Origin of the sequence: Streptomyces sp. SID9727, from assembly GCF_010550605.1 — a bacterium.
In the GTDB taxonomy this organism is placed as follows: domain Bacteria; phylum Actinomycetota; class Actinomycetes; order Streptomycetales; family Streptomycetaceae; genus Streptomyces.
Genome location: NZ_JAAGNI010000075.1, coordinates 1 through 11,336 on the forward strand (window position 1 = coordinate 1; position 11,336 = coordinate 11,336).

At 72.5% G+C, this 11,336-nt stretch carries 10 protein-coding genes, 1 rRNA gene and 1 pseudogene; 1 reads left to right on the forward strand and 11 read right to left on the reverse strand.

Annotated features, from left to right (window positions below; translation table 11 throughout):
• The 10 genes from G3I41_RS04880 to G3I41_RS04925 all read right to left on the reverse strand — a co-directional run.
• Window positions 1–160: ribosomal RNA gene (locus G3I41_RS04880) — 16S ribosomal RNA — on the reverse strand; the annotation flags it as partial.
• A 702-nt stretch (window positions 161–862) separates the two neighbouring features.
• A complete protein-coding gene (proC, locus tag G3I41_RS04885; RefSeq protein WP_164399075.1) occupies window positions 863–1,672 on the reverse strand; it encodes a pyrroline-5-carboxylate reductase in 810 nt (269 codons plus the stop codon).
• 74 nt (window positions 1,673–1,746) lie between these two features.
• Window positions 1,747–2,505 (reverse strand): ABC transporter permease, encoded by a 759-nt coding sequence (locus tag G3I41_RS04890; protein ID WP_164399076.1) that lies wholly within the window; start codon window positions 2,503–2,505, stop codon window positions 1,747–1,749.
• Complete coding sequence (locus G3I41_RS04895) at window positions 2,502–3,266, reverse strand: ABC transporter ATP-binding protein (protein ID WP_164399077.1); 765 nt, start codon at window positions 3,264–3,266, stop codon at window positions 2,502–2,504. Before G3I41_RS04895 ends, G3I41_RS04890 begins: the two co-directional genes overlap by 4 nt.
• Window positions 3,267–3,327: 61 nt before the next feature.
• Window positions 3,328–4,110 (reverse strand): class I SAM-dependent methyltransferase, encoded by a 783-nt coding sequence (locus G3I41_RS04900; RefSeq protein WP_164399078.1) that lies wholly within the window; start codon window positions 4,108–4,110, stop codon window positions 3,328–3,330.
• 32 nt (window positions 4,111–4,142) lie between these two features.
• A complete protein-coding gene (locus tag G3I41_RS04905; RefSeq protein WP_164399079.1) occupies window positions 4,143–4,679 on the reverse strand; it encodes a hypothetical protein in 537 nt (178 codons plus the stop codon).
• 70 nt (window positions 4,680–4,749) lie between these two features.
• On the reverse strand, window positions 4,750–6,603 hold the full coding sequence (gene ilvD, locus G3I41_RS04910; protein ID WP_164399080.1) for a dihydroxy-acid dehydratase: 1,854 nt from the start codon (window positions 6,601–6,603) through the stop codon (window positions 4,750–4,752).
• Window positions 6,604–6,803: 200 nt separating this feature from the next.
• The gene (locus G3I41_RS04915) at window positions 6,804–7,427 is read right to left on the reverse strand and encodes a TetR family transcriptional regulator (RefSeq protein WP_164399081.1); all 624 of its coding nucleotides are present in this window, start codon (window positions 7,425–7,427) and stop codon (window positions 6,804–6,806) included.
• A complete protein-coding gene (locus tag G3I41_RS04920) occupies window positions 7,424–8,251 on the reverse strand; it encodes a sugar phosphate isomerase/epimerase (RefSeq protein ID WP_164399082.1) in 828 nt (275 codons plus the stop codon). Before G3I41_RS04920 ends, G3I41_RS04915 begins: the two co-directional genes overlap by 4 nt.
• An 82-nt stretch (window positions 8,252–8,333) precedes the next feature.
• Window positions 8,334–9,284 (reverse strand): Ppx/GppA phosphatase family protein, encoded by a 951-nt coding sequence (locus tag G3I41_RS04925; RefSeq protein ID WP_164399083.1) that lies wholly within the window; start codon window positions 9,282–9,284, stop codon window positions 8,334–8,336.
• A gap of 41 nt (window positions 9,285–9,325) precedes the next feature.
• Between G3I41_RS04925 and G3I41_RS04930 the strand changes: the two genes are divergently transcribed.
• Window positions 9,326–10,201, forward strand: a complete 876-nt coding sequence (locus G3I41_RS04930) for a hypothetical protein (protein ID WP_164399084.1) — start codon at window positions 9,326–9,328, stop codon at window positions 10,199–10,201.
• Between the two features lie 127 nt (window positions 10,202–10,328).
• Here the strand turns inward: G3I41_RS04930 and G3I41_RS04935 are convergent.
• Window positions 10,329–11,336: pseudogene (locus G3I41_RS04935) on the reverse strand (BACON domain-containing protein); the annotation flags it as partial.

Consider the following 11,336-nt stretch of genomic DNA (forward strand, 5'->3'; position numbering starts at 1 on the left):
GACCCCGTTTCCAGGGCTTGTCCCAGAGTGAAGGGCAGATTGCCCACGTGTTACTCACCCGTTCGCCACTAATCCACCCCGAAGGGCTTCATCGTTCGACTTGCATGTGTTAAGCACGCCGCCAGCGTTCGTCCTGAGCCAGGATCAAACTCTCCGTGAATGTTTTCCCGTAATCGGGAGACACATCACGAGAGCGGAACAACAAGGTCGGAATATGACCCGTTGTCCACTGCGTCCTCGCTGTGTTGTGCCTACCCGGACCCGAAGACCCGTGCAGGACTTTCAAAGGAACCACCAACCTGCCGAAGCAGGCCGGGGTATCAACATATCTGGCGTTGACTTTTGGCACGCTGTTGAGTTCTCAAGGAACGGACGCTTCCTTTGTACTCACCCCTGCGGGCTTTCCTCCGGGCGCTTCCCTTCGGTCTTGCGTTTCCGACTCTATCAGACTCTTTCGTGTCCGATTCCCGGTCGAAGCGGGTCAAGCAGTTTTCGCTTTCCAGTTCTTCGCTTTCGCGTTTCCCTTTCCGGCGAGTCCGACTCTATCAGATCCTTTCGGGCCTGATTCCCAGTCAGCGGGGCTTGCCTTCCCGGCCCTTCGGCCGTTCCGACGAGTGAGACATTAGCGGAATCCTGGGCCCCGACGCTAATCGGGGTCGCGCTCCTTCGAACGCGGATTCCTCATTTCGCATAAACGCACGCCAACGCATGCGACAACTGTCGCGTGCTCGTTGTGGTTGTTGCGGAATGGCTGTCCGGGGACCAACCGGAGTCGGCGCTCACGTCGGACAACTCGGAGCACACTACGGATCCGGAGAGGCCGTGTCAACCCCCGGCTGGGCCGGGGGTCACCGGGTCCTGGTCAGCCGTTGCCGGAGGCCAGCTCGCGGCTGCGGTCGCGGGCCGCTTCGAGTGCGGCGATGAGGGCCGCGCGTACGCCGTGGTTCTCCAGCTCGCGGATGGCGCTGATGGTGGTGCCGGCCGGGCTGGTGACGGCCTCGCGGAGCTTGACCGGGTGCTCGCCGCTGTCCCGGAGCATCACGGCCGCACCGATCGCGGCCTGGACGATGAGGTCGTGGGCCTGGGCGCGCGGCAGGCCGAGCAGGATGCCGGCGTCCGTCATCGCCTCGACGAGGAAGTAGAAGTACGCCGGGCCCGAGCCGGAGAGGGCGGTGGCCGCGTCCTGCTGGGACTCCGGGACGCGCAGGGTCTTGCCGACGCCCTTGAAGATGGCGTCCGTCGAGGCGAGGTGCTCCCCCGTGGCGTGACTGCCCCCCGAGATGACGGACATGCCCTCGTCCACCAGGACGGGGGTGTTCGGCATGACGCGGACGACCGGGGTACCGGCGGTGAGGCGGTCCTCGATGAACGCGGTCGTGATGCCGGCCGCCGCGCTGATGACCAGGCGGTCCGCGGTCAGGTGCGGGGCCAGCTCGTCCAGGAGGCGGCCCATGTCCTGGGGCTTGACCGCGAGGATCAGGATGTCCGCCCGCTTCGCGGCCTCCGCGTTGGTGACCGCGTCCACGCCGTACCGGTCGCGCAATTCGGCGGCCCGGTCCGAGCGGCGGGTGGTGACCAGCAGGTTCGACGGGCGCCAGCCGGCCCGGATCATGCCGCTGAGCAGGGCCTCGCCGATCTTGCCGGTGCCGAGGACTGCAACTGTCTGGGTCATGCCGTTCACCCTCCGGGCGGTGCTCGATGTGCGCGGTGCTCAGTGCTCGTCGGCGCCATCTTCGCACCGCCCCGTCAGGCGGTGCGGCGGCGGAGGGTGGCGGCGCCGAGGGCCAGGACGAGCAGGGCGCAGCCCGCCACGATGAGGACGTCGCGTACGAAGTCCCCGGTGACCTCGGTGTGGTGGAGGACCTCGTTCATCCCGTCCACGGCGTACGACATCGGCAGCACGTTCGAGACGGCCTCAAGGAACGGCGCCATCCGGTCGCGCGGGATGAAGAGGCCGCAGAGCAGCAGCTGCGGGAAGATCACCGCGGGCATGAACTGCACCGCCTGGAACTCGGAGGCCGCGAACGCCGAGACGAACAGCCCGAGTGCCGTGCCGAGCAGCGCGTCGAGCACGGCGACCAGGAGCAGCAGCCACGGCGACCCCATGACGTCCAGGCCGAGGGCCCACACCGACAGGCCGGTGGCCAGGAGCGACTGGAGGACGGCGACGGCGCCGAAGGCGAGCGCGTACCCCGCGATCAGGTCGCCCTTGCCGAGCGGCATCGAGAGCAGGCGCTCCAGGGTGCCGGTGGTGCGTTCGCGCAGGGTGGCGATCGAGGTCACCAGGAACATCGTGATCAGCGGGAAGATCCCCAGCAGCGAGGCGCCGATCGAGTCGAATGTCTGCGGGCTGCCGTCGAAGACGTACCGCAGCAGCGTGATCAGGAGGACCGGGACCAGCAGGAGCAGCGCGACCGTGCGGGGGTCGTGGGCGAGCTGGCGCAGGACGCGGGCGGCCGTGGCGAGGGTGCGGGCCGGGCTCAGGGGGGCTGTCGTGCTGCTCATCGGGCGTTCTCCTCGCGGTGGGCGGCCGCGTCGACCAAGTGCAGGAAGGCCGCTTCGACGGTGTCGGTGCCGGCGGCGGTGCGCAGGGCGTCCGGGGTGTCGTCGGCGAGGATCTCGCCCTCGCGCATGAGGAGGAGGCGGTGGCAGCGCTCGGCCTCGTCCATGACGTGGGAGGAGATGAGGAGTGCGGTGCCCCGTTCGGCGAGGGTGTGGAAGAGCTGCCACAGGTCGCGGCGCAGGACAGGGTCGAGGCCGACCGTCGGTTCGTCCAGGACGAGCAGGTCGGGCGTGCCGAGGAGGGCGACGGCGAGCGAGACGCGGGTGCGCTGGCCTCCGGAGAGGTTGCCCGCGAGGGCGCCCTCGTGGCTGGTCAGGTCGACCTCGGTGAGCGCGCGGGTGACCGCCTCGCGGCGGGCGTCGCGGTGGGCGCGGCCCGGTCGGAGAACCGCGGCGAAGTAGTCGAGGTTCTGGCGGACGGTGAGGTCGGTGTAGACGGAGGGCGCCTGGGTGACGTACCCGACCCGGGGGCGGAGGGAGGGGTGTCCTGCGGGGCTGCCGAGGACCCGGAGGGTGCCGGTGGCCTTGGCCTGGGTGCCGACGACGGCGCGCATGAGGGTGGATTTGCCGCAGCCGGAGGGGCCGAGGAGGCCGGTGATCCTGCCGGGTTCGACGGTGAAGTCGAGGCCCTTGAGGACCGTGCGGCTGCCTCGTCGGACGGTGAGGCCACGGGCCTCGACGGCGACGCCCGGAGAATTCATCATGTGATGAATATTGGCTCCGGAGGGGCGCCGCCGTCAAGGGACCGGGCGAGGTCGCTCCGGTTCAGCGCACGGCCGCGTGCAGCTCGACGACGTACGCCTCCTCCACCGTTCCGCCGGGGAACTCCGTCAGGAGCCGGGTGCGCTCCTCGGCGAGGAAACCGCGGGCGGCGTCGTCGTCGATGGTCAGGAACGCGGAGTGGCTGCCGAGGTTGTCGAGGTGGGTGGCGAGGGGGACGCGCCGGGCCCACGGGACGCGGCGGTACGTGAAGTCCAGGCCCGGCGGCAGGTCGCGGTCCTGGACAGCCGAGCGCCTGGGGCCCAGTTCCTCCGGGCCGACGCCGAAGAAGCGGAGGAGCCGTTCCTCCTGGGCGGCGAGCCACGGAACGGTGCCGTCGGTGACGTTCCACCAGAGGGCGAGCGTGCCGCCCGGCCGCAGGACGCGCCGGACCTCGGCGGCGGAGCGGGCGTGGTCGGTCCAGTGCCAGGACTGGGCGTACGTGATCAGGTCGGCCGAGGCGGTCGCGAACGGGAGCCGGTTGCCGTCGCCCCGCACGAGCGGGACGTCCGGGAGGCCCCGCCGCAGCTCGGCGGCCATGCCGGGCCCGGGCTCGACGGCGACGACGCGGGCGCCGCGGTCGAGGAGGCGGCGGGTCGAGATGCCGGTGCCCGCACCGACGTCCAGGGCGCGGGCTCCGCGCAGGGGGCGTCCGGCTATGTCCTCGACGGCGTCGAACAGCGCGTCCGGGTAGCTGGGGCGGGCGGCGGCGTACTGGGCGGCGGCCCGGTCGAAGGAGAGGGCGCGCGAGGGGCCCGGGGCGGCGTCCGGTGCGTGTGTCGTGGTCATGCGGCCATCGTGCGCCCGGGCCTCCGGGCGTGTCAGCCGCGGCGGCCCTTCTTCTTACGGGCGGCCGGGTTGCCGGTGCGGGAGGCACGGCGCTTCGCGTACCGGGCGACGGCTTCCTCGTACTCCGTGCGCCTCAGCTTCTCGCCGGGCGCCTCCGTGAACGTACGGAAGAAGTACGCGAGCAGCGATCCGACGAAGCCGATGGCCTTCAGGCCGCGCAGGCTCTCCTCGCGGGCCGGGTCGGCCGGGCGGCGGCCGAAGCCCTCCCAGGTCTTGCGGAAGGCGATCGCGCTGCAGATGGCGAACATCGCGATCACCAGCACGCCGACGAAGCCGCCGACGTCGGCGATCTCCAGTCCCTGGTACGCGAAGCGGAGGACGAGGCAGGCCGCGGCCGCCGCGAGGAGGGAGCCGACGGCGGCTCCGACGCGGCGCAGTCCGTAGTGGCCGTCGTGGGCGACCCACGTGGTCCCGAAGAAGCGGAGGGGCTCGGGCTGCGGGCCCTGCGGGGTCGCGGGCTCGGACGGGCCGGGGGCCGTGCCTTCGGGGGTCTCGCTGTTCTCGCTCACGGGGTCGATTATCCCGCAGGTCCGGCGGCGGCCGGGGGGCCGTGCGTGCGGCCCCCCGGTACCGCTCGGGTCAGCCCAGCTTCGAGACGTCGCGGACCGCGCCCCGGTCGGCGCTCGTCGCCATCGCGGCGTACGCGCGCAGCGCGGCCGAGACCTTGCGGTCGCGGTTCTTCGGGGCGTACACGCCGTTCAGGGCCTCGCGGCGGGCGGTCAGTTCGGCCTCCGGGACCAGGAGGTCGATCGAGCGGTTCGGGATGTCGATCCGGATCCGGTCGCCGTCCTCCACCAGCGCGATCGCGCCGCCGGAGGCGGCCTCGGGCGAGGCGTGGCCGATGGACAGGCCCGACGTGCCGCCGGAGAAGCGGCCGTCCGTGATCAGGGCGCAGGTCTTGCCGAGGCCGCGGCCCTTCAGGTACGAGGTCGGGTAGAGCATCTCCTGCATGCCGGGGCCGCCCTTGGGGCCCTCGTAGCGGATGACGACGACGTCGCCCTCGTTGACCTGCTGGGTGAGGATCTTCTGGACGGCCTCCTCCTGCGATTCGCAGACGACGGCCGGGCCCTCGAAGGTCCAGATGGACTCGTCGACACCCGCCGTCTTCACGACGCAGCCGTCCACCGCCAGATTGCCGCGCAGGACCGCGAGCCCGCCGTCCTCGGAGTAGGCGTGCTCCACGGAGCGGATGCAGCCGCCCTCGGCGTCCTGGTCCAGGCTGTCCCAGCGCTCGGACTGGGAGAACGCCTCCGCCGAGCGCACGCAGCCGGGAGCGGCGTGCCACAGCTCGACCGCCTCCGGCGCCGGGGAGCCGCCGCGCACGTCCCAGGTCTTGAGCCAGTCGTCCAGCGACGGGCTGTGCACGGAGTGCACGTCCTCGTTGAGCAGGCCCGCTCGGTGCAGTTCGCCGAGGAGGGCCGGGATGCCGCCGGCGCGGTGCACGTCCTCCATGTAGTACGTGCGGTCCTTGGCGACGTTCGGGGCGACCTTGGCCAGGCACGGGACGCGGCGCGACAGGGCGTCCATCTCGGTCAGGCCGTAGGGGACGCCCGCCTCCTGGGCGGCGGCCAGGAGGTGCAGGATCGTGTTGGTGGAGCCGCCCATCGCGATGTCGAGCGCCATGGCGTTCCCGAAGGCGGCGGCCGTGGCGATGTTGCGGGGCAGGACCGAGTCGTCGTCCTGCTCGTAGTAGCGGCGGGTCAGGTCCAGCACCGTGCGGGCGGCGTTCTCGTAGAGCGCCTTGCGGGCGGTGTGGGTGGCCAGGACCGATCCGTTGCCGGGGAGGGAGAGGCCGATCGCCTCGGTCAGGCAGTTCATCGAGTTGGCGGTGAACATGCCGGAACAGGAACCGCAGGTGGGACAGGCGTTCTCCTCGATGCGGAGGATGTCCTCGTCGGAGATCTTGTCGTTGACCGCCTCCGACATCGCGTCGACCAGGTCGAGCGTGCGCACCGTGCCGTCGACCAGCGTGGCGCGGCCCGACTCCATCGGACCGCCGGAGACGAAGACGGTCGGGATGTTCAGGCGCAGGGCCGCGTTGAGCATGCCCGGGGTGATCTTGTCGCAGTTGGAGATGCAGATCAGGGCGTCGGCGCAGTGCGCCTCGACCATGTACTCCACGCTGTCCGCGATGAGGTCGCGGGACGGGAGGCTGTAGAGCATGCCGCCGTGGCCCATGGCGATGCCGTCGTCCACGGCGATCGTGTTGAACTCGCGCGGGATGCCGCCGGCGGCGGTGACCGCCTCGCTGACGATCCGGCCGACGGGGGCCAGGTGGGTGTGGCCCGGCACGAACTCCGTGAAGCTGTTGGCGACGGCGATGATCGGCTTCCGGCCGATGTCCGCGCCGGGTACCCCGGAGGCGCGCATAAGGGCGCGGGCGCCCGCCATGTTGCGGCCGTGGGTGACTGTGCGGGACCTCAGCGTGGGCATCGTCTTTTCGCTCCTTCTGCGTTGAAGACTGTTCTTGAGCGTACGCCGTTGGTGCCAGGATGTGGACCGGGTGTCCGCTATGCGGAAGCCTTCGGGGTGGGCTCGGTGCCTGCGGCGGGCCTGTCCCCCGCCCCGCCCCTTCCCGGAACCGGGGCGCCGGCCCGGACCCCGCGCCTCACACGCCGGCCGGGCTGGTCCTTCTACGCGGACGGCTCCGTCAGGTACCGCTGCAGCGTCGGGGCCACCATCGCGACGATCTTCTCCGGCGGCGCGGACGCCAGCGGCTCCGCCCCCAGCACGTACCGCAGTATCGCGATCCCCACCATGTGCGACGCCGCCAGCTCCGCGCGGAACGTCGCGTCCGGGATGTCCAGGCCCGCCGCCACCCGGTCCAGGAGGCGGCGCAGTACGAAGCTCCGGAGGACCTTCGCGGCGGCCTCGTGGGTGAGGGCGGAGCGGAGGACCGCGAGGAGGGGGGCCCGGGTCGCCGGGTTCTCCCAGATGCCGATGAAGGCGCGGGCCAGGCGTTCGCCCACGTCCTCGGTGTCCCCTTCGAGGACGGCCGGCACGAGCAGCGCGGGCTCGAAGGACAGCTCGATGGCGGCGGCGAAGACCTCGTCCTTCGTGCCGAAGTAGTGGTGGACCAGCGCGGAGTCGACGCCGGCCGCGCGGGCGATGCCCCGGACCGAGGTCTTGTCGTACCCGCGCTCGGCGAACTCCGTGCGGGCCGCCTCCAGGATGCGGGTGCGCGCGTCCGGGCCGGTGTCCGACGCGGCGCGGGCGGGGCGGCCCCGGCGCCGGGGGCCGGTCGGGTCCGGCGTCATGAGCGGGGGGCGCGCTCGGTGGACGCGGCGAGGTGGAGCCGGGTGAAGGCGAGCGCCTCGGCGAGGTCGGCCTCGCGTTCGGCGGTGGACATCGCGCGGCGGGTGTTGACCTCGATGACCACGTGCCCGCCGAAGCCGGAACCGGCCAGCCGCTCAAGCAGTTCCGCGCAGGGCTGGTCGCCCCGGCCGGGCACCAGGTGCTCGTCCTTGTTGGAGCCCTTGCCGTCGGCCAGGTGCACGTGGGCCAGCCGGTCGCCCATCCGGTCCACCATGGCCAGGCCGTCCGTGCGGGCGGTGGCGGTGTGCGAGAGGTCCACCGTGAAGTGGCGGTAGTCGTCGTTGGTGACGTCCCAGTCGGGGGCGTACGCGAGCATCTCGCGGTCCCGGTAGCGCCACGGGTACATGTTCTCGACGGCGAACCGGACGTCCGTCTCGTCGGCCATCCGCCAGATTCCGGTGACGAAGTCGCGGGCGTAGTTGCGCTGCCACCGGAACGGGGGGTGGACGACGACCGTCGACGCGCCCAGCTTCTCGGCGGCGGCGCGGGCCCGCTGGAGCTTGACCCACGGATCGGTCGACCAGACCCGCTGGGTGATCAGCAGACAGGGCGCGTGCACGGCGAGTATCGGCACCTGGTGGTAGTCGGAGAGCCGGCGCAGCGCCTCGATGTCCTGGCTGACCGGGTCGGTCCAGACCATGACCTCGACGCCGTCGTAACCGAGGCGCGCGGCGATCTCGAAGGCCGTCGCCGTCGACTCCGGATAGACCGAGGCCGTCGACAGGGCGACCTTCGCATCCGGGACGCGCACCACTGGTTCTGCCACGCAGACAGCGTACGGGCAGTGGTGCGCCCCGCCGAGGGAGAGCGGCGGAAAGTGACAAGGGCCGCACCACCGGCCCGCCCCCTCAGTCCAGCGCCGGTTCCCCGTCCGCCGGCAGGTGGTCCAGGCGGCGCAGGATCACGCCCTCGCGGAGCGCCCACGGGCAGATCTCCAGCTCGTCCACGTCGAGCAGGTCCATCGCGCCCTCTGCGACCAGCGCCCCGGCCAGCAGCTGGGCGGCCCGGCCCTCGGACACGCCGGGCAGGGTCCCGCGCTCCTCGGCGGTCATCGCGGCCAGCTTCGGCACCCACTCCTCCAGCGCCTTGCGGCTGAGGGTGCGCGGCACGTCCTGGCCCTCGGCGGAGCGGGCCCCACCCGCGATCCTGGCCAGCTGCTTGAACGTCTTGGAGGTGGCCACCACGTGGTCCGGGCGGCCGATGCGGGTGAAGTCGCCGACGCTGCGGGCGATGCGCGCCCGTACGTGCCGGCGCAGCGCCTTGACCTCCGCCGGGTCCGGCGGGTCGCCCGGCAGCCAGCCCGCGGTGAGGCGCCCGGCGCCCAGCGGCAGCGAGACCGAGGCGGCCGGTTCCTCGTCCATGCCGTACGCGATCTCCAGCGAGCCGCCGCCGATGTCGAGGACCAGCAGCTTGCCCGCCGACCAGCCGTACCAGCGGCGGGCGGCGAGGAAGGTGAGGCGGGCCTCCTCCGTACCGCTGAGGACCGCGAGGTCGACGCCCGTCTCGTCCCGGACCCGTTCCAGGACCTGGTCGGCGTTGCTCGCGTCGCGTACCGCCGAGGTGGCGAAGGCGAGGACGTCCTCGCAGCCCTTGTCCTCGGCGGCTTCGAGCGCGCCCGCGACCGTCCCGACCAGCCGTTCCACGCCGAGCGGGCCGATCGCGCCGTCCTCGTCGAGGAGTTCGGCGAGGCGCAGCTCGGCCTTGTGCGAGTGCGCGGGCAGCGGGCGGGCGCCGGGGTGGGCGTCCACCACCAGCAAGTGAACCGTGTTCGACCCCACGTCGAGGACTCCGAGTCTCATACGGGGAACGCTACTGCGGGCCGCGGACTTACTCTGGGCGCGTGCCAAAGACGAAAAAGGCGAAGCCGGGCAAAGCCACGAAGAAGCGGGACATCGAGGCGGAGACCCCGCAGGACATCAAGCACGTGGAGAAGGTGGAGATGCGGACGCCGGCCGCGTCCGAGCCGGATCCCTCCGACGAGACGGAGCTCGACTTCGCGCGCGCCTGGGTGGAGTTCCCCGACCCCGCCGACGACGAGCAGGTCTTCCGCTGCGATCTGACCTGGCTGACGTCCAGGTGGACGTGCATCTTCGGCAGCGGCTGCCAGGGCATCCAGGCGGGCCGCGCGGACGACGGCTGCTGCACGCTGGGCGCCCACTTCTCGGACGAGGACGACGAGAAGCGGGTGGCCGGTCACGTCGCGCGCCTCACCCCGGAGCTGTGGCAGTTCCACGACGTGGGTACGGAGACGGGCTGGACCCAGACCGACGAGGACGGGGACCGCCAGACGCGCCGCTGGCAGGGCTCGTGCATCTTCCAGAACCGGCCGGGCTTCCCGGCGGGGGCGGGCTGCTCGTTGCACATCCTGGCGCTGCGGGAGGGCCGGGAGCCGCTGGAGACCAAGCCCGACGTGTGCTGGCAGCTGCCCGTACGGCGTACGTACGAGTGGATCGACCGGCCCGACGACACGCGGGTGCTCCAGGTGTCGATCGGTGAGTACGACCGGCGGGGCTGGGGCCCCGGCGGCCACGACCTGCACTGGTGGTGCACGTCGGCGACCTCGGCTCACGGGGGCGGCGAGCCGGTGTACGTGTCGTACCGGCCGGAGCTCGTGGAGCTGATGGGCAAGGAGGCGTACGACACGCTGACGGAGCTGTGCGAGCAGCGGCTCGCCTCGCTGCTGCCGATGGCCCCGCACCCGGCGGACCCGGCGTAGGGCCGTCTGACCATTCCCGTCGTCGCCCGGAGGGCGGCCGGGCGGCGTCAGGTGCGTACTCTCGGCGTGCCGGCGTCGCGCGGCAGGCGGGAATGGTCAGACAGGCCGAGTAGCCCGCCCGGCACCGTCAGTCCGCGCGGGGCGGGGTGCTCGGGCCCTTCGGCGGGGCGGGCGGTCCGGAGGAGCCGGCCGGGTCCGGGGCCGGGTCCGGCTCCGTCGGCGTGGGCGTCGGGTCGCCCGGGTCCGGCGTCGGGGTGGAGGGGCCCGGGGTGGACGGGTCCGGGTCCGGCGTGCCGGTCCTCGGCGGGATCGGGCGCGGGTGCGGGCTGCCGCCGCGCGGTGAGGCGCCGGGGGTGGGGGCCTTGGCCCCGTAGCCGTGCAGGGCGACGACCGCGCCCGAGGGGGCGATGGTGAGGTGGGCGGTCCAGGGGCCCGCCGGCTGCCGCGCGTGGTCCGCGAGGGCGCGGATCGTGATGCTGCCGCCGGCCGGGAGTCGGCCGGAGGTACGGCTCAGGGTCACCCAGGGCCGGTCGGTGGCGGCGGTCCAGGAGACCGGGCCGGCCTTCGACGCGGTGAGGGTGATCAGGGTGGCGGAGCCGGCGGTGCGGGTCCGGACGGTGAGCCGGCCCTCGCCGTGCGCGGCGGGATCGCGGGTGGGGCCGGCGCCCTTGCTGATGATCTCGGCGGAGACCTCCGGCAGCGAGTCCTCGCCGGTGAAGCGGGAGCCGCCGTCCGGGCGGGCGTTCCCGGCGTTCTCGTAGGGGTCGTAGGGAGTCCCGGCGCCACCGGTCTCGTTGTCGGCGGCGCTGACCGCCGAGCCGTCGCGGCCCTCACCGGTGAGGGGCGCTCCCCGGTACGCGGACCACAGGGCGATGACGGGGGCGGCGACGACGGTGGCGACGACCGTCGTGGTCATGACCCGGGAACGCAGCCGGTCGCGGCGCGCGGCGTGGTCCTTGGGGTCCATGGGGAAGCCGGTGCGGTCGAAGCGTGGAGTGGCGGACCGATTCTTCAGGTGCTTGCGCGCGTGCAGCATGGCCACGTACGCGGAGGGGCGCGGCGCCTCCACGACCGGCAGCGCGGCGGCCGGGGCCACCGTCTTCCCGGGCCACGGCGCCCCGGCCCCGGCGCGCTC